Raw genomic sequence first — 21,312 nt, forward strand, 5'->3', positions numbered from 1 at the left:
CATCAAGCGCCCGCGCGGATTACGAGCACGGCGGTGTAAAGCGCGAAGCCCGCGAGCATCACCGCGCCTTCGCGCCGGGAAAGAACGCTGCCGGAGCGGATGAAGGGCACGAGCAGGATGGAGAACGCGATCATGACGGGGAGGCCGATGTAGGCGGCTTCGGCGTCCACCGGCTGGGGCGCGACTGCGGCGCAGACGCCGAGAATGCCGAGGATATTGAAGATGTTCGAGCCGATGCAGTTGCCCACGGCGACATCGGAATTGCCGCGCCAGGCGGCGACGATGGAGGTGACGAGTTCCGGCAGGGAGGTGCCGCAGGCGACGATGGTGAGGCCGATGATCAATTCGGAGACCCCCATCGCGCGGGCGAGTTCGGAGGCGCCGTATACGAAGGCGCGCGACCCGAGCACCAGGAGCGCGAGCCCCGCCAGGCCGAGCGCGACCTGGAGCCAGAACCGGCCCGCGGACAGCGCGCGGGGATCGGCGGTTATCAGTGCGGACTCCACTTCCTCCTCCGCGCGCGCCTGGATGGAAGCCTGCGCGGCGCGATCCTTGAAGTAGGCGCTGGCGAGATAGAGTGCGAGGGCGACCAGGCAGAGGAAGCCCAGGGGGCGGTTGACGGCGCCCATGAAATAGCCCGCAACCGGCACGGCGCAGACGCCGACGGCGACAAAGAGGTCGCGCCGGACGGCGGGAAAGGCGATGGCGATGGGGCGAACGAGTGCGGTGGCGCCGAGGATGAAGGCAAAATTGAATATGTTCGAACCGATGACGTTGCCGATGCTGATGCCGGTGCTGCCGGCGAGCGTGGCGGAGAGGCTTGCGCCGAGTTCGGGCGCCGAGGTGCCGAAGCCGACGATGGTGAGGCCGACGAAGAGGGGCGAAATGCCGAGACGCAGTGCGAGCATGGAGGCGCCGCGTACGAAGAGCTCGGCGCCGAGGGTGAGTAAAGCTACGGAACCCAAAATAATGAACAGGTTCAGGGCGATCACGGAGTGTCCTTCTCGCGGAGCGCGGGCGGGCGCAGAATACCGGCCGACATGATGAACTGGAAGGCTTCGTCGGAATCGGCTTCCAGCGGGTAGACATCCGCGAGCGGAAACATTTGGAGGAAACCCGTGGTCGGGTTGGGGGTGGTGGGCACGAAGACGGTGGCCATGCGTTCGCCGCTGGGCAGGGTGATCTCGCCGGTCATGAAGCCCATGGCCCGGGTGTCCTGGTGTGGAAAGGGCACGAGCACGGCGGTTTGCCGCCCGGCCTCCGGTTTCGCGCTGAACAGCTCGACAATTTGCTTGGCGGTGCCGTAGACGGCGTCGACGATTGGTACGCGCGCGATCATCCGTTCAAAGGCATGGAGAATCTGGCGTCCGAAGACGTTCGCGGCCAGGCCGCCGAGCAGGTACAGAAACGTGACCAGGAGAAAAACGGATATGGCGGCAACGGCGGGCCCGGGGAGTTCCTTGAAGAGGGGCCGCACAGCGGAGGACACGAGGCCCACGGTGAGGCGGTAAAGCAGGGAGAGCACAAAAAGGCTGATGCCCGCGGGGATCAGGACAATGGCCCCCGAGATCAACCGGTGCCGGATATGGCGAACGATTCGGTTCATGAAGTCTGCTGCAAGGGCCGGGTGGAAGCCGCCCGGCGGCGGGGTGCGGGTTGCGTGTGCTTGGAAGGCGGTCACTGCCACCCGCCAGCACAGACGGCATAATTCAACCACAGAAAGGTGTATTCAGGCAAGCAGTTTTTTGGGCGGCTGGCAGTTTACCGGGCTTGCACGCTGGTTCAGGCGCGGCATGGCGGGTTCAGCGAGATGAATTTTGCGCACCCGCGCTGATCAAAAGGCGGTATTGACGGCGTGAACGATTTTCGCTAGGCTGGGGAAACGCAGTGAGTAAGGTTTGGTTAATGGCCGCGCCCGTCGCGGCTGGAAAGGAGACCGTCATGGCTCATGCGATTCTTGCGGAAAAATGTGTGCAGTGCGATGCGTGCCGGCTGGCGTGCCCCCGCTGGGCGATCAGCAACTCGGCGACGGAGAACACCTATGTCATCGATCAGGACAAGTGCAACGACTGCAGCAATATGTCGGCCGTGCGCTGCGTGCCGCATTGCCCGGTGGACGCGATCATCCTGAACTGATCACGCGATACAGGCGCATGCCAGGGCGCGGGCCCGCGCAAAACGCGCTCCGCGCTCCAGCGAGGGCCGGGGGTTGCCGTAGACCCGCCAGCCGCATTCCGCGGTCTGGTCGAGCGAAACGAGACCCATGAAGCCCAGGACATCCTTGCACGGATAGCCGAGGCCAAACCCGATCTCGTGCGGGATCGCGCCCGACATGCGCCAGCGCGCGCGAATGCGCCGAAAGAATTCGCCCGCATCCACGCTTGCCGGGTAGCCGAGCCGCCGCAGGGCCCAGCCGGGTACGGCGCTAAGGTCGCGCTGCACGGCGCGCGGGTCGTAGATCACGATCTTGCGAGAGAGGCCCCGGGCGTGCACGGTCGCCAGACGCAGGCCCCACGTCCTGGCCAGCCGGTGCAGGGCGCGCAGGGATTGTGTGGCGGGCTGGTCAAACTGGCCCAGGTCCAGGTTGAGCAGTTCGCCGCTTTTTCCGCCCATGAAGACCGATCCCGCGTTGACGAGCGCCCAGCGCACGGCGGGATCGCACAAGTTAAGGGCGGCGCAGCGATTCTTCCAGTACTCCAAGTCCTCGGACATAGGTGCAGGGCCTTTCGCAGGTTTGCGTAGCGTGGTTGACGCGGCGCATGACGGGCTGACCGAACTGTTGTCAACTTTACCATGCGAAAGGCATGCTTAACAAATTTTTGGGCACATTTCTTTTATTACAGGTGGTAAACAGCCGCTACGGTCGGGGTAGCGACACCGTGGTCTGGTAATTGGAGTAGTTATAGAGCGGGTTCTTGTCGCTGACGAAATTCAGCGTTTCCCGGGGGTTGTCGTCCTGGGTGTATATCCACAGCTCGGCCGGATCCCATACGACGATCTCCTCGCGGGCGTCCCCGGTGAGGTCGACGGTCGCGTTGCACATGTCGGGGTGGCCATCGGCAGGGAAACGGACGACGCGTCGGCCCCAGCCGTCGAATAGCCCACCTTCCTCCACATTGGCGGAGAGAATCCAGAATTCGCCGGGCTCGCCGGTCCAGTTGATGGGCAGGCACATGCTGCCGTGCTGGGCGGGCTCGAAATCGTGGTAGATGCGCTGTTGGGCGTCAAAAAAGTGGACGATGCCCTGGTTACCCCAGAAATTAATCGAGACGGCCTCGAGGCCGGGCAGATCGGGGCGGAAATCGGCGATGGCGGGGTTCTGTACGTGTCCGAGGTAGTGGTGCTCGGTGATATTCCCCTCCATGTCGGCAAAGAACATGCCTTCGTCGCTGGCGGCGCAGAGCAGCTTTGGTTTTTCGCCCGGCAGGAAGGGGATGATCGCGACGCCGTCGGCGTGGTCCTGGATGCGGTCATCGAGCGACCAGCGCACCGTACCGTCGGGGTTGAAGAGTGTGTAGCCCATCATCAATTCGTCGCGCCCGTCTCCGTCGATGTCGTAGGCGTACGGGTAGTGGCCGGTGTTGCACTGGGCGCTCCAGAGAGGTTCGAGCCTGTCGTTAAGGGCCCAGAGCGAGAGGTAGCGGTCCTTGAGGATGATGTCCGCGTCGCGCCCCGTGCCGCGGAGGTCGCAGAAGAAGAGGCTGTCGCCGAGGATGCGCGGGAATTTTGCGTGCTCGGCTTTGGTGTTGGGCGGGGTTTCGGGCGTGGGCGCCTTGTACTTCGTCTCGCCGGTCGCGCCGTCGGCCACGATGATCTCCATGTTCATCGTGTAAACGACTTCGTTGCGCCCGTCGCCATCCAGGTCGTGAATCTGGAAGGCGACATCGTTGGTGAGGTCATACTTCCAGGGGTCCGGCTCGCCGATCTGCCAGAGCACCTTGCCGTCCACGGTGATGGCGGTGAGGCAGCTGAGCTCGCTGTTGCGGTCCTTGGGGCCGTGATGGACGACCTGGCCGAGCAGGATGTCGAGTTGTCCGTCGCCGTCGAGGTCGCCGAATCGGATATTGCGGGCGGCGCCAAAGTCCTTGAGGTCGATGCTTTTCCAAAGCTTCATTTTCGGGTTGGCGGCCTGGAGGGCGGATTCGTCCGCCTCGCGCGCGGCTATCGCGTCATTGACGCGATCGATTTCTTCGCCGGATGCGCGGATGGTGATAGCGTGGAAGAGGGTATCGCGGTCGGCGGTCAGCGCGACGCGCCCCACGGGAAAGGTTTTGTCTTCGGCGGCGAGATCGAGGCCGTTGATAGCCGCGCTGAGGGCGCTTCCCCGCGCTTCGACCGCGATGGGGATGGTGTCGCCCGGCGACCAGTTGGCGGGGGCCTCGGCGAGGACTTCCTCGTCGGGCTGGCGAAACGCCGTGGCGTGATTGACGCGCTTGATGACGGCGCGGTCGCCGTCCATCCCGGCGAAATAATAGCAGCGGTCGTTGCGGTAGCGGAAGACGATGCCGGCCATGCGTTCGTTCGTCCGGGGCGTGATTTCGGTTTCGATCTGGTAATCGCGCCAGGCGGGGTCGCCGGTGACGATCATGGGGTGGTAGTGGGGGAAGGAGTTCTTGTAGGTCTGGTGCATGGCGCGCTGACCGCCGTGTTCGACGATGCGCCAGGCGCGCTGCGAGGGGACGCTGGAGCGAAAGGTTGAGACGGCCCAATTGCCCTTGGGAGCGGCTTCGGGCAGGTAGTGGTACTCCGTGTGGGCTCCGACGGGGGAGGAAAACAGGCCCGCGCGGTAGCCGGTAAAGTCGTCGAAGAGCAAGAGGCCGGCGCTGGCGGGGTCCGCCGCAAGAAGACAAAGTACCAGCAGCCAGGACAAGCGGAGCGTTTTCATGGGGTGAGCCTTCCCGTGGTTTGGGCGATGTGCGCCCGGTTGCGGGAATTCTAGCTCAAACTCCGGGGGCTTGTCCCGTCTTGCTCGGGCCGCGCCTGCGCTGGCGCCAGGCCTGGGAAGCCGATCTCAGCCGTGGGCGGGGGTATGGCCGGTGGTTCGCTTGTTATCGAGCTTGGCGACCATTTCCTCGGGGTGGGCCTGCGCGCCTTTTTTCTCGCGCTTGAGCTTCCGCTTTTCCTTGAGGGTGTGCGCGGCCTTCTTTTGCGGCTCGTGTTTGCCCTTGTCTCGTGAGTGACTCATGACGTTACTCCTGGTCCACGTTGTGGTTGGGGACCACCCGTAATTATACCACGCGGCGCGGGAATTGGCGCCGCCACATTCGAAATATGGTAACACTTTAGCGGAATGAAGTTAGCGCTATTCATCGACGACACAAATCCGCGCCGCAACGGATGTGCGGACCAATGGGAGCGCGGCCCGCCCGCACCGCGCCGCAGGCGCGAGTCTGATAAGCGGCGGTAATCCGGGGTTATGATCGTCTCCCTGATCAATCGTGCAGGTAGTGCAAACAACCCATGCACCTCCGGTGCATTGCAGGCGGGGACGCCTGCGCTCCCAGCCTTCCGCACTCTCGTTGTAATATCCCGGCATGACAAGTAAGTTCGGGCCCTACTTCGTATGGCTAAAGTGTTACGAAATATGAAATTGACGGATAGTAGTACGTATTACACGGATAGAGAAGGGATTGGGTGAATTTGAACCGCGAATGAACGCGAATCAGGGAATGGGGTAACGTGTTGGTAGAATGTAACGGTTTGGCCGTCTGAGGCAGTGACGCGCGGCTACAGCGCGAGCGGCCTGTTAGTATGCGAGGAAGCGCGGCTAAGGATCGCGGACATTCTTGTCCGCGGCAAAGTGAGCTCGGGACACAAAGAGACGTAATTCCTCTGGAACAGAAACCCGGCGGCCCCGGGGAGCGGTATGGATTGGGGGCCGGGGCCTCTTCACTTACGCATCGATTACGAAATGTCTTGCGCTTGTCTTGCCACGGACAAGAATGTCCGCGATCCTTTGCGGCTTGACGGGGCGGTACAATCACAGGCAGGCCGGAGGTGCGCCGTGGCGGAAATGTTTGTGCCCCTGCCTTATTCGAGGCTGTCGAGGATGGCGCGGCAGTTGATGACTTTTTCCACGAGGTCGAGGGGGAGGTAGAAGTACTGGCAGGAGGGCTCGAAGCCGATGCGCGAGTCTTCCTTGACGAGGGTGTAGAGTTCTTTTGCGAGCGCGATCTCGTCGCGGGCGGCCTGGCGCATGGTTTCGGTGAGTGCGGCCCGCTGTTCGGCGCTGTGTTCGGCGGCGGGGTCCGCCAGGGCGTCGCGGGCGGCGACGAAGCGGCTCTGGTTGGCGACGGCCTGGAAGTGGTTGGCGGCGGCGCGGGCGAAGCGCAGATCGGTCGCCACGTCGGTGCGGTTTGCGGGCGGGGCGAGCGCGGCGGCGCGCTCCAGCTGCGGAATGCCCTCGCGGAAACCGGCCGCCACCTTCTCAAACTGCGCGGCGAACACATCGGGCGGATAGGGGCCGCGCCAGCCGTCGAGGTTGTCGTAGGGGAGGCCCCACATGGTGGCGCTGTAGCCGGTGCGCTCGGGATAGAGCGGATTGGCGGAGCCCCACTGGACGGGGCAGGTGTAGACGACGCTGATGTGGAAGGGGTACTCGCGGAAGGCCTCACTCATGGCCGTCCAGGCCTGGCGCGCGAGCGGGGCGCCCTCGGGGCCGAAGCGCTCGGCGGCGATTTCGTTCAGGACGGTGTCGATGGAGGGCGCCGGCTTGCGGCTGAGGCGCTGGGCCAGATCGATGTTGGGCGAAGGGTGGCCGCCCATGGTCCAGCCGATGAACATGGCGTTGAGGTTGGCGTCGCGGAGCAGGTTGTTGCAGTGTTCGGCGACGAGGTCCATGACGGGAAGGTAGGGGACGGTGGCAATTTCGCAGGTGTTGTTGAACTGGATCTCCGTACCGGTTTTGAGGCCGCGGGCCTGGGCGGCGCGCCAGTGCGGGACCGCGCGCGGGCCGGGGCCGACGGAGGAGATGGAGTATTCGCCGACGGTGGATTTCACGCCGCCGCGCTCGATGGGTAGATGCCACTCGCTGACGGACATGAGCCAGATGTGGTCCGGGAGTTTCTCGATGATGTCCGGGGCGTCGCCGTGGCCGCGCCAGCCCCAATCGGAAATGAGCACGTTGGCGTCCGGGTTGCCGCGGTGCACGCCTTCCTCCTGCACCGCGACCACCTCCGCCAGGATATCGGCGTCCGTGCGCTCCTTGCAGCGGGGACATGCGGACCAGCCGCCGTGCGAGGCGCAGTTGGTGAGGTTTTCCGAGGCGGAAATGGAATAGATGCCCGCGAGGCCCGGGACTTCGCGGAAGACGTGCGCCAGGGCGTCGCCCATCCACTGGCGGACTTCGGGCACCGAAGTGCAGAGGGCGGTGAGCTCGCCGCTCTGGACCCCGGCGATGCCGGCGCGTTTCTCGAAGAAGGCGTGGGGCATGCCGCGCGGCTCGTTGATATAGAGGTAGATGCCCACGCCGAATTGTTGGGCGCGCTCAACGAGGGTCCGCAGGTTGGCGAGGCGTGTTTCCCAGTTTGCGCCGAACTCGGGGAAGTGCTCGCCGCCGGGGGCCAGGTCGCGCAGGACGGCGTGAAGCCATACGCCGTTGACGCCGTTGTTGGCGAGGCGCTGGAGGAAGCCGTCGGGGTAGGGGTTCAGCTCGGGGTTCATCAGCGGATCCCCGAAGACGGCGACATAGGAGTGCACAATGCGGAGGAAGGGATCTTCGGCGGCCGGGGGCGGCGTGAAGTCCGGCAGCGGCGCGGCGAGCTTGCGCGCGAACTCGAAGCGCGGCTCGCCGGAAGTGTTGAGAGCGTCGCCGAACTCGGACTCGACCACGGCGCGAATTTCGGTGGCGCGGGCTTTCGCGGCGTCGTTCGGTTCGATGTAGCGGACGGGATCGCAGGCGGGTTTCGTGCGGCCGAGCTTGATCCAGAGGAAGTCTTCCTCGCGGAGCATCTCGTCGAGGCGCTCCGGAGTCATTTCGAGGAGCTGGAGGAGCTGTTCGTAGGGTAGGAGGTGCCAGTTGCGGCGGATGAGGGAGACGTAGCCGCGCTCGCGCATGGCCGGCGGCACGCTGGCTGTGGCCGGGAGCCCCATGGACACCGCAACGGCCGTGATGTCTGCATCGGCGGCTCCCAGGATTTGGGCGATTCTGGCGGGGGGCACGGCGTTCCAGTTACGCCAGATGAATTCGTGCATCCGGTCGGGGAAGTGCGCGCTGACAATCGCGGGTTCGCCGGGGCCGTGCGGCAGGATGGAAAGATCGGCGGGCGCGTGGGTGGACGCGATGAGAGCGAGGGGGAAAAGCAGGATGCGGGACAACGAAGACAACATCAAAGCGGTACTCCAGCGGCGGGCCGATTCCGGCGCGCCAGGTGCGGTTTGCGAAATTATTTGCCTGCGGGCTTCTTCATGAGCCAGGCTTCCGAGACGAGGGTGCCCCAGCCGCCGGCGTTGCGCCACTGCTCGCGGGACACGCGATCGCCCCGGGCGACATCCGCAGCACGATCGAATCGAATGACGAGCTTGCCGTCCGCCGTGGCTTCCTTCGGGATATCCCACGCGAAGAAGTCGCTCATTTTCAGCGGCAATTCGACATCCTGCGCGAGCACGGCGTCGTCGGCGTAGATGGTCTGCGATTTCTGATTCATGCGCATGGCGTAGCGATCCTGGTACCAGGGCCGCACGAAGGTGAAGCGAATGCGGTACTCGGCGTCGGGGTCCAGGTCGCGGTATTCGATGGTCACGCCCTGGTCCTCGTCCTGCGTGAAGTGCATGGAGCGCTGGCTGGGACGGTTGCCCTCGTCGAGCATCTCCGGGAGGTAGGGCTGGCCGTGGTCGTAGGGGTAGCCGAAGACGGCATTGGGCGCGTGATTCGCGGTGCCGAAATTGTCGTAGTGGCCGCCTTCGCCCGGGTCTTCGTAGGCGGTGATTATGCGCAGCAACTCGGCGCGCGCCTCGCCATCGGCGTCGCGTGCGCGTTCGAGCTGGCGCCGGAGCCAGCCGAGGCCCACGTAGTCGTGGTCGAGGTTGAAATAGCCCTCGCTGCGGAGCCCCATGATCTCGTTTTGCGCCTCGCCCAAGGTGCCGGCCTCGTCGCGCAGCCGCTTCATTTCCGCCGTCTCTTCGAGGGCGTCCAGGGCGTCGAGCGCGCGCTGTATATCGAATTCGGCGCGGTCGAAGGCCAGGGCCTCGATGCGCTTGAGCAGATCCAGTTGCTGCGTGGCGGCGAGCTGAACGTAGCGGTCGAGCGCGGCCTTTTCCATGTAGGCGCACCAGAGCCAGTTGTCGCGCATCCAGTGGGCGGGCATGCGGCGTCCAGCCTCGCGGACGAGGTCGTAGTAGCGCTGGACGCCTTCTTTTTCGCGGATGGTCTTGCCGGGGATTTCTTCGAGGTTTTCCTCCAGCTGGAAGAGGGCCTCGGCCATGTACGGGGCGGCCTCCGGCCCGAAGTACGCGCGCGCGTAGCTTTCGACCACCTGCTCCACCGTTTGCCGCGGCGCCCAGAGCAGGCGCATCCACATCCACTGGTTGAAATGGTCGTGGTGGCCGCTGGAGTGCGTGATATCGCCGACGCCGTAGTGCATCAGATCGCTGAAGACGCGGTGGTAGTAGCGTGGCCAGGCGTAGAACGTGCGGCGGTCGTAGACCATGGTGAGGAACTGGTCCGGGCGGCGCTCGTAGATCTCGTGGCTCCACCAGGGCGGCAGGTTCCCGTCCTTGTCGGCGCGGGGATACATCTGGATGTAGGCGTGTTGCGCGTAGCGCCAGTGGGTGATCTCGTTGAAATAGACGAGCTGGTGTTGCGGCGGGATCTGGCGGATGATCTCGCGGGGATAGGTGGTGTAGGGACCGAATCCGGGGTATTCGAAGAGGTCCATGCGGTGGTTCTGGCGGTGGCCGGGTTGCCAGGTGGTGGCGTCGGAGCCGGGGCCGTAGCCGAAGGCCCAGAGCCAGTCGCGGGGCTCTTCCCGCAGGTATGCGAAGATGGCCTCGTCGTCCGCGTTGTCGAATTTCTGGTTGACGATGAAAATGCGCGTTTCCGGGTGGTGTTTGTGAATAGTCGCCGCCATTTCCTCGACGAGCTCGATGAATTTCCGGCCATACGGATCGCAGCGGTCGCACTCGCAGCCGCCGCCATCGCCCCCCTTGAACTTGACGAGATCGAAGAAGGGGCTGTTTGCGAACTGCTTCTCGCACTGCTCCAGCATGTACTGGCGGCCTTCGGGGACGGACAGGCAGACGTAGCCGCCTCGGCCGATGGACTCCGCCGCTTCCCAGGCGGCGGGGATGTCGCCCATGGCGCGGTTGGCGTTGCCGTTTTCCATGGCCATGAGCCCGTAGGACTTGATGAAGTCGTACATGGGCCCCGGATCGGTGTCGAAGATGTTGGCGCCGGCGAGGGCGTAGTCGAGCACGACTTCCTGCGCGTCCGCGTCGGTCCAGGCGCGGACACCGGGCAGGTTGGCGGGGAGGCCCTGGCCGTATTGCGTGCCGCGAATCTCGAAGGCCGGCGCCATGCGGATGTTCAGGTCCTCGGGGAGGGAGAATCCGTCGCCGGTCCAGTTTGCCTGGCGGAGCAACTCGCCGATTGCGTACAGACAGCCGCGATCATCCACGCCCGCGGCGAGGAGCGTGTTTTCCTCGGGAAAATAGCGGAGGAGATAGCCCTCGGCGCCCGGGGCCAGGCGCGTGAGCGGCGGAATGCGGTGGGTCTCGAACACATCGGCAATGGCGGCGTGGCGATCCGGGACCCCGAGCAGGATTTGGAGGCTTGCTTCGCCCGATTCGAAGCCGCCCACGCGCGCGCTGACGCCGCTGTGGCGCTCGATCCGGGCAGCGAGCAACTCGCCCACGCGTTTTTCCACGGCGGACGCGCGTTCGCCGGTCAGGACGACGGCGTCGGTGTAGACGGGCGCATTCGCGGCGGCGCCGGCGGCGAGCAACACGGCGATCAGGGCCAGCGTGGACCGGGAGATTAATGCGTGGTGAGGCGTCATGATACAGCCTGCCTTCCTGGAGCATTTTCAAAATAAGGGAACGGCTATTGTGTGCCCGGTCGGGCGCCCTGCGCAAGTTGCGCTCGGTGGCGGCGGGAGACGGCGCTACAGGGTTTCGGTGTAGCTGTCTTTGAGGGTTCGCTGCATTCGCTCACGCAACGCGCTGGCAAGCGCTTTGAGGCTTTCCGCCCTGGGATAGGTCCTACGGTAAACCAGGGCGATATCTCGGCGGGGCGTTGGATTGCGCAGCGGGCGGATGGCGATGGGGGATGCGGCGGCGAAAGGGCCGATGGTGCTGAGCTTCGGGAGGAAGGTGCAGCCCATGCCCGCGCTGACCATCTGCCGGAGCGATTCGATGCTTGATGCCCGGTAGCCTTCCGGGTCGGCGGGGGCGGCTCCGCGGCAGAGGTTCAGGGTTTGATCGCGCATGCAGTTGCCTTCTTCGAGGAGGAGGATTGGGTCGTCCGAAAGATCCGCGACGGTCAGGGACTTTTTCCGGGCGAGCGGGTGATCGAGCGGGAGGCCGGCCACGAGCTCTTCGCGGAAAAACACGGCGTGATCGAGATCGGGCGCATCGAGGGGGAGCGAGAGAATGGCGGCGTCGAGCGCGGATTGCTGGAGCTGCTCGACGAGGCGCCGGGTCATGTCCTCGCGCAGGTAGAGCTTGACGTTGGGGTAGATGGCCTTGAGTTCGGGCAGGAGGTGGGGCAGGAGGTAGGGGCCGACGGTGGGGATGACACCGAGGTAGAGTGGGCCGGCGAGTTCCCGTGCGGCTCCGCGCGCGAGTTCGCGGATTTCGTGGACGCCGTCGAGCACGCTCCCGGCGCGCGCGAGGATGTCGCGCCCGGCGGCGGTGAGGCCGATCCGGCGCTTGCCGCGCTCGAAGAGGGGTGTGCCGAGTTCCTGCTCGAGCTTGGCGATCTGCATGCTCAGGGTTGGCTGCGTGACGTGGCAGCGTTCGGCGGCCTGGCCGAAGTGGCGGGTTTCGGCGAGGGCGATGAAGTATTCGAGGTCGCGGAGGGTCATGGGGGGTAGGCTTTAGGCTTTAGGCTGGAGGCTTTAGGCAGGGACGAATAGCAGTTGACAGTTGACAGTTGACAGTTGACAGTTGACAGCTGACAGCTGGCGGTTGGCGGTTGGCGGTTGGGGTGGTGGAATGGGTGGTTGACCGGGGTGTTTGGGTGGCTATGTCGGGCAATCGAGGGAATCTATGGTTTGAATCTAAATTATTGATTGGACGAATTGCAAGCGGGCTGGTATGGTAAGGGGAAAACGTGGCTTAGATGCGCCTGTTCGTCCGTGGGATCATCGCTTGCGCGGGCAACCGCCAGGGCGCGCGAAGCCAGCGGTACATTGGGCTTATTCCAATCAGGAAACATAAGGAGAGCTAACGTGTCAGAAAATCCGAGCAAGTGCCCCGTGATGGGCGGGGCTGATCCGCATACCGTGACGGGGTCGACCGCGAACAAGTACTGGTGGCCAAATCAGCTGAATCTGAAGATGCTGCATCAAAACCCGCCCGCCGGGAACCCGATGGGCGAGGAATTCGATTATGCGGCGGCGTTCAAGTCGCTCGACCTGGAAGCGCTGAAGAAGGACATGTACGCGCTGATGACGACGTCGCAGCCGTGGTGGCCGGCGGACTGGGGGCACTACGGGCCGTTTTTCATCCGGATGGCGTGGCACAGCGCGGGGACGTACCGCGTCAGCGATGGCCGCGGTGGCGCGGGTTCGGGGACGCAGCGATTTGCGCCGCTGAACAGCTGGCCGGACAACGCGAGCCTGGACAAGGCGCGCCGGCTGCTCTGGCCCTTGAAGAAGAAATATGGCCGGAAGATCTCGTGGGCGGACCTGATGTTGTTTGCGGGCCACTGCGCGCTGGAGTCGATGGGCCTGAAGACGTTCGGGTTTGCGGGCGGTCGCGAGGACGTCTGGGAGCCCGAAGAGGACATCTACTGGGGCCCCGAGGGCGAGTGGCTTGCGGACCAGCGCTACAGCGGTGATCGCGAGCTGGAGAACCCGCTGGCGGCGGTGCAGATGGGCCTGATCTATGTGAATCCGGAGGGGCCGAACGGGCAGCCGAGCGTCCTGGCGGCGGCGCGCGACATCCGCGAGACGTTTGCGCGGATGGCGATGAACGACTACGAGACGGTGGCGCTGATCGCGGGCGGGCACACGTTTGGCAAGGCGCACGGCGCGGCGGATCCGCTGAAGTATGTGGGCCCCGAGCCCGAAGGCGCGCCGCTTGAGGAGATGGGCCTGGGCTGGAAGAACACGTACGGCTCGGGCCATGGCTCGGACACCATCACCAGCGGCCTCGAAGGCGCCTGGACGCCGACGCCGACCCAGTGGGACAACAGCTACTTCGAGACGCTGTTTGGCTACGAGTGGGACCTGGTTAAGAGTCCGGCGGGCGCGTGGCAGTGGACGCCGACGGATCCCGCCGCGAAGGACGCGGTTCCGGACGCGCACGACCCGAACAAGCGGAGCGCGCCGATGATGTTCACGACGGACCTGGCGCTCCGGCTGGACCCGATCTACGGTCCCATCTCGCGGCATTTCTACGAGAATCCGGACGAGTTCGCCGATGCGTTCGCCAAGGCGTGGTACAAGCTGACGCACCGCGATATGGGCCCCGTGTCGCGCCTGCTGGGCCCCTGGGTTCCCGAGCCGCAGCTCTGGCAGGATCCGGTCCCAGATGTGGATCACGCGCTCATCGACGCGCAGGACATCGTGGGCCTGAAGGGCAAGCTGCTTTCGTCGGGGCTGTCGATCGCGCAGTTGGTATCGACCGCGTGGGCGTCGGCTTCGACCTTCCGCGGCACGGACAAGCGCGGCGGCGCGAACGGCGCGCGCCTGCGCCTCGCCCCGCAGAAGGACTGGGCCGCAAACGATCCCGCGGAGCTCGGCAACATCCTGCAGGCGCTGGAGAAAGTGCAATCCGAGTTCAACGGCGCGCAGTCCGGCGGGAAGCAGGTTTCCCTTGCGGATCTGATTGTGCTGGGCGGCTGCGCGGCGGTGGAGCAGGCGGCGAAGAACGCGGGCCACGCCATCACGGTCCCGTTCACGCCGGGCCGCACGGACGCGACGCAGGACATGACGGACACCGATAGCTTTGCGGTGCTCGAGCCCGCCGCGGACGGGTTCCGCAATTACTATGGCAAGGGCGTGACGCGCCCGGCGGAGGAATTGCTGCTCGATCGCGCGCACCTGCTGACGTTGAGCGCGCCGGAGATGACGGTGCTGGTGGGCGGCCTGCGCGCGTTGAACGCAAACACGGGGCGGTCGCCCCTGGGCGTGTTTACGGCGCGGCCCGAGACCCTGACCAACGATTTCTTCGTGAATCTGCTGGACCTGGATCTGGAATGGAAGAAGTCGGAGCGCTGCGCGCATTTCTACGAGGGACGCGATCGCGCCACCGGCGAGGTGAAGTGGACCGGCACGGCGGTTGACCTGGTGTTTGGGTCAAACTCGCAGCTCCGCGCGCTCGCGGAAGTGTACGCGTGCGACGACGCCGGCGAGAAGTTCGTGCGGGAATTCGTGGCGGCCTGGGACAAGGTCATGAACCTGGACCGTTTCGATATTGGTGGGTAAGGGCTCTTTTACTTCATACGACGGTACTGTGATTCCCTTTGCTGGCCTGTGCGAATATTCATTCGGCAGGCCAGCCTTCGTTCCAATTGCTCTTGATTTTCGGCTTGGTGTAGCCGCTTCCGGGTAATTGGGCCTCCGGAAAGTCCTCCCCGTCGAGTAACGCTCCAGCTCACGCCTTGGCAAAGCACCTCCTATCGGGGCGGTGCGCTCGGAGCGAAATGTGGTGGGAGCGGTTGTCTGTGATATAGAATGCAATCAAGGCTCAGCAACGGGAGAATGTATGGCGGGCAGAAACGCGATACTTAGCGCGTACGAACTGTCGGCGTTGACGCGCTTGTTTTCATCGTCCGTAATTCAGGAGTTAGCCCGAAAAGGCCGTTCGCCATTGTTGCGACGGCTGTCCTCCGCCTCTCGACTCGCGCTGCGCTGTTCTACCTCCGCACGCGTCCGTGATCTATTTGAGACTGCATTCACCATACTTAATTCCGCGGGCCGACGCGACGAGTACATTTACCGTTCCGCGCTCACTCACAAGGTGCTTTTGGGTAAGCATTCACTTCGAACCGCCGCGATGCTAAGCGAGTTCCGGGTCGGCAATTGCAGGGCCGATGCCGTCATTCTTAACGGCTCTTCCGCTGCCTATGAAATCAAATCCGAACGGGACTCACTATTTCGTCTTGCACAACAGGTTGAACAGTACCGGCGGGTTTTTGCATCGGTAAATGTAATTGCCAGCGATTCACATATTGGTGCAATTTCCACGGTGGCGCCAATGGATGTTGGTATCTTGCGCCTGAACGCTCGTTATCAGATATCGACGGAACGCGAGGCGCATGTCCGGCCTGATGGAATATGTCCAGTTGCTGTCTTTGATTCGCTGCGCTCCGACGAAGCGATACTGATTCTGAGCGGTCTTGGAATTGAGGCGCCCAACCTCCCCAATACTCAGCTCCGAGGCGCTATGCGAGCGCTCTTCAGCGATCTTGAGCCTGTCGCCGTGCACCAGCAAATGGTGGAAACGCTAAAGGTTACGCGTGACCTTACTCCGTTGTGCGAGCTTGTTGAGCGGCTGCCGAAATCTCTGCACGCCGCGATACTTTCCACCCCGATCCGGAAGGCTGACCACAAACGGTTGACGGACGCTGTGCACACACCGTTGAGCGAGGCGGAGAAATGGGTATAGCGATGTATCGACCTTACTTTCGCGGCAAACAATTCGAACTGATTGCGATACGTGAGCGGGCCGGGTTATTTGCCGAATGCGGATTTGTGCCAATTATAGAGCCAGTCAAGGAATCCATCGCCGGACTCACGAAGACTCTGGACGCAATTCGCGACGCGGAAGGGCGAGCGATCCTCATCGTGAACCCGTACCACGGTGACCATAGCGGCGGCGATGCAATTTCCACAATACTACGTGAGGTTTATAACAAGGACGATTTCGTATCCGCTGGCGTTCTATTGCGAAGCGAGATGGCGCTGAATGAGGCGCTTGCCGTCTGCAAATCTCATGCAGCACATGATTTGACCATCATACACGCGGGATTCACAGATCCGAAGGGGTTGGCTGCCCATCTCTCCGCAGAAAACGTGGCGGTATCAGAGCACATTTTCATCGACAAGTTCACGGGCCATCTCTACCGAAGGCATTTTACTGGCCCGACGCGAATTCTCGTCGGAGATGGATTCGAGCGCCGGCGCAACGCGGACTATCCCGAAACCGAGGAATTTTCCGAACTCCACGTGACATACTCCGAACTGAAAATGGATGGTTTTGGCGACTTTTTGATCGTTGGTGATGATTACTCGGAGACGGGCGGGCCAGCGTATGCGGTAGCGATTCACTTGACCTTCATCGACGATGAGAAAGATGACGTGATGTACGTCTACCATTTCGTCTCGGATACGAACGACACGCCGACCGATCCCGCGGGAAAGTTTGCCCAGGCACTTCGAAAGCTCGTCTTGAAGCTCGATTCAGGGGCCTCGAAGCTCTATGACACCACAGCAATCGAGGAATTCAGGGCATTGCATGACAAGGGACATTTTCCGGGCCTTGGCTACGTGAAGAAACTCTCGATGATTCATCATTTAGAGACTTTGGCGACTTTTCTGAGGCTCAAGCCTGAAGGACGGGAATGACAATGCTCCCGAAGTGCTGCTGCCCGGAGTGCTTCGATGATCGGGGGCTTCGCGAAAAAATATTTCCGACTTTGAAACCTGAATTTGGCACATGCAGCTATTGTGGGTCCGTGAAAGTGCAGTTGGTCGAACCAGGCGCTCTCCGCAATCTATTCGAGATTCTGACGAATGTTTATGAGTCAGATGGAGAAGGCAAGACGCTGGTTGAGTGGATGAAGGAAGACTGGCGGCTCTTTCCCGATGACCGCCTGGACGTAGCTCACGCGAAGGAGCTCCTGGCGGAAATATTGGACGATGGCGAGATTGTCCGGCGTTCGTTCAGTCCTTCATCGGCTTATCGGAGTGTGGGGCTGCTTCAGTGGGACGCGTTTCGCGACGAGCTGATGACCAGGAATCGCTGGTTTCTGGATGAGACTCTGGACATTGATCGTCTCCGCGAACTGCTTAGTCACGTATTAATCCGTGGGCTCTCGGACAGGTGGTACCGTGCCCGAGTTTGTAAAGGTGGCGACGATTTTCCGTTGAGCAAGATGGGCGCGCCGCCCAATCAGCTGGCCTCGCACGGGCGCGCGAATCCCGCCGGAATACCGTACCTCTACCTTGGCTCGGATGCGGTCACCGCCGTCGCGGAAGTGCGCCCTCACACGGGGGATAGAGTTTGTGTCGCGGAATTCGAAGTCCCAGGGGTGGTGGCCGTTGATCTTCGTGACCCCCGGAAATGTGTTTCGCCATTCTTCCTCGCAGGAGCGGACGAGATCGGCCAGCTGCGCGCAGACCTGCCCTTGTTGGAGCGGCTCGGCGCGGAGTTGACCCGACCAGTACTGCCGGACAGCGCGGCAATCGATTACATTCCGAGTCAATACCTGTGTGAGTTCATCAAGAAGTGTGGTTTCGACGGTGTTGTTTACGGTAGCTCGGTAAGTGACGGTATCAATCTTGCCTTGTTTGATCCTGTCAGAGCCACTCCCAAGTCGTCGGAATACTACCACGTGACGAAGGTTGCCATAGAGACTGTCAGGGCATAGAACCGGGTCCGGCGGTCTTCTGTTGTCTGGCGCATTGCGGTTGGTTTGCCCGCGGGTTTGCGCTCCGCGTAGACTGTGCGGCGAGGCAGCAGCCGGCAGAATGGAGTCACCTCATGCAGCATGGGCCTTCTGAAGACGAACAGCGCCGTTTGCGGAAGCTCCGGGAACTTGGAATACTGGATACGTTTCCCGAAAAGGCGTACGACGATATCACGTTTCTTGCGGCGCAGATCGCGCAGACGCCGATGGCGCTAATTACGTTGCTGGACGCGGATCGGCAGTGGTTCAAGTCGAAGGTGGGTATCGATATTGACGAGACGCCCCGGGACCACGCGTTCTGCGCCCGGGCGATACTCAAGCCGCACGAGCTGATGGTGGTGCGGGACGCGTCGCGGGATCCGCGTTTTGCGGGTAATCCGTTTGTGACGGGCCCGCCTTCGATCCGGTTTTACGCGGGGGCGCCGTTGGTCTGCGACGATGGTTCGGCGCTGGGGACGCTTTGCGTGATCGATGTGAAGCCGCGCACACTGAGCGAGTTGCAGGAGACGGCGCTGCGTGTGCTGGCGCGGCAGGTGATGGCGCAGATCGAGCTTCGCGAGGCGCTGGCGCAGGTGAAGCGCCTGCGGGGGATGTTGCCGATTTGCACGAACTGCAAGAAGATCCGCGACGATTCCGGGTACTGGGAGCGCGTTGACACGTATGTGGCGCAGCACTCCGAGGCGGTGTTCAGCCACGGCATTTGCCCCGAGTGTATGGAATCGCTTTATCCGGAGGCATCCGAGGCGATGCATCGGGGGGAGCGGCCCTGAATCAGCCCGGGGGTGGCGCGGCGCCGTCCCAAAGCGCGGCGACGAGCACGCTGAGCGCGTCGGGGTTGGACGCGGCGGGCAGATCGCGTGCGCCGGCGGGGAGATCGGCGCACTCCGGATTCCACAACACCACCTTGACGGCGCGGTAGCGTTCTTCCGCGTTCAGGCCGCGTAGGAGGCTATCGAGATCCATGTCGGGCAGATCGGGCGCGAGTACGAGGCAATCGGGAAGATGGCTCCCGATTCCGATACAGGCGGAGACGCCGGTTGGGGCGGTGGCGCAGCGCGCGCCGGGCCAGGTGGCGAGAATGGCGCTGGAGACGCCGGTCACGTCCTCGGGGCCGGCGATGGCGAGGAGAAATGAGGGGGCTTCCCTTCGCGCGGCGGCCCGCCCGGCAAGCTGCCGCGTGATGGCGCGGCCGAGCTGCCTGGGGTCGAGCGGTTTCGCCAGGTAATCGTCCATGCCGGCGGCGATGCAGCGGTCCCGGTCTCCCTGCATGGCGTTGGCGGTCATGGCGATGATGGGCACGCGCTCGCCGTGCGGAAGTTCCCGGATTCGGGCGGTGGCCTCCAGCCCGTCCATGACGGGCATCTGAACATCCATGAAGATCAGATCGTAGGCGCGTTCCCGGACACACTCCACCGCCTGCTGGCCGTCGCTGGCGATCTCCACGTCCAGCCCCAGCCGTTTCAGCATGCCCGTGGCGACTTTCTGGTTGACGATGTTGTCCTCGGCGAGCAGCACGCGCGCGTGGTTTGTGGAAGCCGCGGATGGGTTGGGATTGTGGCGCGGGATTGTGGACGGGGGTGTATCCGGCTTCACCGGGCCCTGGTCGAGCAGGCCGGCAATGGCGTCGAACAGACGTGAGGGCGTCAGGTAGGCTTCCAGGAAGGCGTTGATACCCAATTTTCCGAGGCGGGCGCGGTCAAGCGGGTTCGCCTGCGACCCGAGAGCCAGGACGGGCGGGCTGCTTTCGGGATCTCGCTCGCGGAAGGCTTGCAGGGCGGCAATCGCCCGATCGCCGCCACCGGGGTGAAGCAGTATCAGGTCCGGCGCCGAACCGGGGTGGGCGCTCCAGTCGGGCACGGCGGGATCGAGCGCGATGGCGGTGACACCCCAGCTCCGCAGGGCGTCGACGCAGAGCGCGCGTGTGACCGGGTCTTCGCAGATCACGCAGGCGCGCGCCGGCGCCATCATGCGCGGCGGGGGGCATTCGCCCGCGACGCCAAACAGCATGGAGAACCGGGCTGTGGAGCCCTCCCCCGGTACGCTGTCCACGCGAATCTCGCCCCCCATCAATTCCACGAGACTTCGTGTGATGGCGAGGCCGAGCCCGGTTCCGCCGTATTTCCGGGTGGTGGAGGCGTCGGCCTGGGTGAAGGTTTCGAAGATGGCTTCGAGCTTGTCCTGGGGGATGCCGACACCGGTATCCTCCACTTCGAACTCGAAGCGGACGGATTCGGAGTCCGGCGATCCGGCGGCGCGTGCGCGGATGGTGATGCGGCCTTCCCGGGTGAACTTGACGGCATTGCCGACCACGTTGTTGAGGACCTGGCGGACGCGCCCCGCATCTCCGACTACCTGCCTTGGCGCGGCGGCGTCGAAGTGGGAGAGCACCTCGACGCCCTTGCTGGCGGCGGTGACGGAGAGGAGTTCGCCGACGCCGTGGACGATGGCTTCCAGGTCGAAGGGGCGCGCGTCGAGGTCGAGCTTTCCCGCCTCGATCTTGGAGAAGTCGAGGATGTCGTTGACGATATCGACCAGTGCGGCGGTGGAGTAGCGGACGAGGCCGACGCGCTCGCGCTGCTCTTCGGTGAGGGGGCTGTCGGCGAGCAATTCCATCATCCCGGAGATGCCGTTGAGGGGCGTACGCAGTTCGTGGCTCATGGTGGCCAGGAACTCGCCCTTTGCGCGGGACGCGGCCTCGGCCTCCTCCTTCGCAGCTTCCAGTGCGCTGGTGCGCTCCTGAACGCGCGCTTCGAGGAGGTTGTTCGCCTCGCGCAGGGCGCGGTCCTGCCGCTGTATCTGGTCCAGCATCTCATTGAACTGGGCGGCCAGATCGCCGAGTTCGTCTCCCGTGCGGATCTCGGCGCGGAGCGAGTAATCCTGGCGCTTTGAGATGGTGCGCGCGGTGTCCGCGAGGCGCTGGACGGGCTCGGAGATAAAGCGCTGTAACCGGACGGAAAGGAGGAGTGAAAACAGGCCGATGCCGAGGAAGATGGCGGCGCCGGCGGCCAGATTGCGGCGGGTTCGGGCATGGAGCTGGCGCATATCCGACACCAGCACAATGGTTCCAATCCGGGCTCCGGCGGCGATGATGGGTTCCGCCACGCCAAGGTTTGCGCCGGCGTCGAAGGGGCCGTAGCTGCCGGGCGGGCGGCGGAACAGGGCGGCCTCCGCTTCGTCCCGCAGGTAGGTGGCGAATAGATCGCCTTGCGCGTCGTAGATGGCGGCGCCGATGATGTTGGGGTGAACGCGGAGCGCGCGCAGGCTTTCCGCGGCGTCATCGGGGCTGTCGAACTCGATGGCGGCGGCGGTGTTGAAGGCGAGAAAGCGCGCGTCGGAGGCGAGCTCGTCTACGATTTCATGCCGGTAATCGATCCGGCTGTACGTGTAGCCAATGGCGGCCGCGAGCAGGAGGGACGCGGCGGTGGTCGCCATGGCGATCAGCACGAGTTTGGCCTTGATGTCGAGGTGGAAGGCGCGTTTGAGCGATTCCGGGCGGCGCAATGTCATCGGCCGACGCG

At 63.7% G+C, this 21,312-nt stretch carries 15 protein-coding genes; 6 read left to right on the plus strand and 9 right to left on the minus strand.

All coding sequences use genetic code 11. From position 1 onward, the window contains the following. Positions 1 to 2: 2 nt before the first annotated feature. Together KF886_11075 and KF886_11080 are read right to left on the minus strand one after the other, a co-directional pair. Positions 3 to 992 carry a calcium/sodium antiporter gene (locus KF886_11075; protein ID MBX3177895.1) on the minus strand — a complete coding sequence of 330 codons (990 nt, stop codon included), beginning with the start codon at positions 990 to 992 and terminating at the stop codon, positions 3 to 5. Next, positions 989 to 1,606, minus strand: a complete 618-nt coding sequence (locus KF886_11080) for a DUF502 domain-containing protein (protein ID MBX3177896.1) — start codon at positions 1,604 to 1,606, stop codon at positions 989 to 991. Before KF886_11080 ends, KF886_11075 begins: the two co-directional genes overlap by 4 nt. Before the next feature lie 335 nt (positions 1,607 to 1,941). Between KF886_11080 and KF886_11085 the strand changes: the two genes are divergently transcribed. Continuing rightward, entirely contained in the window at positions 1,942 to 2,136 is a 195-nt protein-coding gene (locus KF886_11085) for a 4Fe-4S binding protein (GenBank protein MBX3177897.1), read from the plus strand. Here KF886_11085 and KF886_11090 read toward each other — a convergent pair whose 3' ends face one another. The 6 genes from KF886_11090 to KF886_11115 form a co-directional block, all read right to left on the minus strand. Further along, the gene (locus KF886_11090) at positions 2,137 to 2,712 is read right to left on the minus strand and encodes a DUF3793 family protein (GenBank protein MBX3177898.1); all 576 of its coding nucleotides are present in this window, start codon (positions 2,710 to 2,712) and stop codon (positions 2,137 to 2,139) included. It abuts the gene before it with no gap. 145 nt (positions 2,713 to 2,857) lie between these two features. After that, positions 2,858 to 4,885 (minus strand): hypothetical protein, encoded by a 2,028-nt coding sequence (locus tag KF886_11095; GenBank protein ID MBX3177899.1) that lies wholly within the window; start codon positions 4,883 to 4,885, stop codon positions 2,858 to 2,860. 126 nt (positions 4,886 to 5,011) lie between these two features. After that, positions 5,012 to 5,185: a hypothetical protein gene (locus KF886_11100; protein MBX3177900.1), complete on the minus strand. Its 174-nt coding sequence runs from the start codon at positions 5,183 to 5,185 to the stop codon at positions 5,012 to 5,014. 845 nt (positions 5,186 to 6,030) lie between these two features. Further along, complete coding sequence (locus KF886_11105) at positions 6,031 to 8,328, minus strand: hypothetical protein (protein MBX3177901.1); 2,298 nt, start codon at positions 8,326 to 8,328, stop codon at positions 6,031 to 6,033. A gap of 56 nt (positions 8,329 to 8,384) precedes the next feature. Beyond that, positions 8,385 to 10,994: a hypothetical protein gene (locus tag KF886_11110; GenBank protein ID MBX3177902.1), complete on the minus strand. Its 2,610-nt coding sequence runs from the start codon at positions 10,992 to 10,994 to the stop codon at positions 8,385 to 8,387. A gap of 105 nt (positions 10,995 to 11,099) precedes the next feature. After that, positions 11,100 to 12,020, minus strand: a complete 921-nt coding sequence (locus KF886_11115; protein MBX3177903.1) for a LysR family transcriptional regulator — start codon at positions 12,018 to 12,020, stop codon at positions 11,100 to 11,102. Positions 12,021 to 12,416: 396 nt separating this feature from the next. Between KF886_11115 and katG the strand changes: the two genes are divergently transcribed. The 5 genes from katG (at position 12,417) to KF886_11140 (ending at position 18,564) form a co-directional block, all read left to right on the plus strand. Next, positions 12,417 to 14,588 (plus strand): catalase/peroxidase HPI, encoded by a 2,172-nt coding sequence (gene katG / locus KF886_11120; protein ID MBX3177904.1) that lies wholly within the window; start codon positions 12,417 to 12,419, stop codon positions 14,586 to 14,588. A 280-nt stretch (positions 14,589 to 14,868) separates the two neighbouring features. After that, positions 14,869 to 15,771, plus strand: coding sequence for a sce7726 family protein (locus tag KF886_11125; protein ID MBX3177905.1), 903 nt, complete (start codon positions 14,869 to 14,871; stop codon positions 15,769 to 15,771). A 2-nt stretch (positions 15,772 to 15,773) separates the two neighbouring features. Continuing rightward, the gene (locus KF886_11130) at positions 15,774 to 16,730 is read left to right on the plus strand and encodes a sce7725 family protein (protein ID MBX3177906.1); all 957 of its coding nucleotides are present in this window, start codon (positions 15,774 to 15,776) and stop codon (positions 16,728 to 16,730) included. A gap of 2 nt (positions 16,731 to 16,732) precedes the next feature. Continuing rightward, positions 16,733 to 17,755, plus strand: a complete 1,023-nt coding sequence (locus KF886_11135; protein MBX3177907.1) for an RES family NAD+ phosphorylase — start codon at positions 16,733 to 16,735, stop codon at positions 17,753 to 17,755. A 113-nt stretch (positions 17,756 to 17,868) separates the two neighbouring features. Continuing rightward, positions 17,869 to 18,564 (plus strand): GAF domain-containing protein, encoded by a 696-nt coding sequence (locus KF886_11140; GenBank protein ID MBX3177908.1) that lies wholly within the window; start codon positions 17,869 to 17,871, stop codon positions 18,562 to 18,564. 1 nt (position 18,565) lies between these two features. Here KF886_11140 and KF886_11145 read toward each other — a convergent pair whose 3' ends face one another. Continuing rightward, entirely contained in the window at positions 18,566 to 21,301 is a 2,736-nt protein-coding gene (locus tag KF886_11145; GenBank protein ID MBX3177909.1) for a response regulator, read from the minus strand. Positions 21,302 to 21,312 lie beyond the last annotated feature (11 nt).

It is taken from the genome of Candidatus Hydrogenedentota bacterium (assembly GCA_019637335.1).
Lineage (GTDB): Bacteria > Hydrogenedentota > Hydrogenedentia > Hydrogenedentales > JAEUWI01 > JAEUWI01.

Excerpts from the sequence above, each read along its gene's own strand:
- KF886_11080 (MBX3177896.1), bottom strand. The coding sequence starts at position 1,606 with ATGAACCGAATCGTTCGCCATATCCGGCACCGGTTGATCTCGGGGGCC.
- KF886_11085 (MBX3177897.1), top strand. The coding sequence starts at position 1,942 with ATGGCTCATGCGATTCTTGCGGAAAAATGTGTGCAGTGCGATGCGTGC.
- KF886_11090 (MBX3177898.1), bottom strand. The coding sequence starts at position 2,712 with ATGTCCGAGGACTTGGAGTACTGGAAGAATCGCTGCGCCGCCCTTAAC.
- KF886_11095 (MBX3177899.1), bottom strand. The coding sequence starts at position 4,885 with ATGAAAACGCTCCGCTTGTCCTGGCTGCTGGTACTTTGTCTTCTTGCG.
- KF886_11100 (MBX3177900.1), bottom strand. The coding sequence starts at position 5,185 with ATGAGTCACTCACGAGACAAGGGCAAACACGAGCCGCAAAAGAAGGCC.
- KF886_11105 (MBX3177901.1), bottom strand. The coding sequence starts at position 8,328 with ATGTTGTCTTCGTTGTCCCGCATCCTGCTTTTCCCCCTCGCTCTCATC.
- KF886_11110 (MBX3177902.1), bottom strand. The coding sequence starts at position 10,994 with ATGACGCCTCACCACGCATTAATCTCCCGGTCCACGCTGGCCCTGATC.
- KF886_11115 (MBX3177903.1), bottom strand. The coding sequence starts at position 12,020 with ATGACCCTCCGCGACCTCGAATACTTCATCGCCCTCGCCGAAACCCGC.
- katG (MBX3177904.1), top strand. The coding sequence starts at position 12,417 with ATGGGCGGGGCTGATCCGCATACCGTGACGGGGTCGACCGCGAACAAG.
- KF886_11125 (MBX3177905.1), top strand. The coding sequence starts at position 14,869 with ATGGCGGGCAGAAACGCGATACTTAGCGCGTACGAACTGTCGGCGTTG.
- KF886_11130 (MBX3177906.1), top strand. The coding sequence starts at position 15,774 with ATGTATCGACCTTACTTTCGCGGCAAACAATTCGAACTGATTGCGATA.
- KF886_11135 (MBX3177907.1), top strand. The coding sequence starts at position 16,733 with ATGCTCCCGAAGTGCTGCTGCCCGGAGTGCTTCGATGATCGGGGGCTT.
- KF886_11140 (MBX3177908.1), top strand. The coding sequence starts at position 17,869 with ATGCAGCATGGGCCTTCTGAAGACGAACAGCGCCGTTTGCGGAAGCTC.
- KF886_11145 (MBX3177909.1), bottom strand. The coding sequence starts at position 21,301 with ATGACATTGCGCCGCCCGGAATCGCTCAAACGCGCCTTCCACCTCGAC.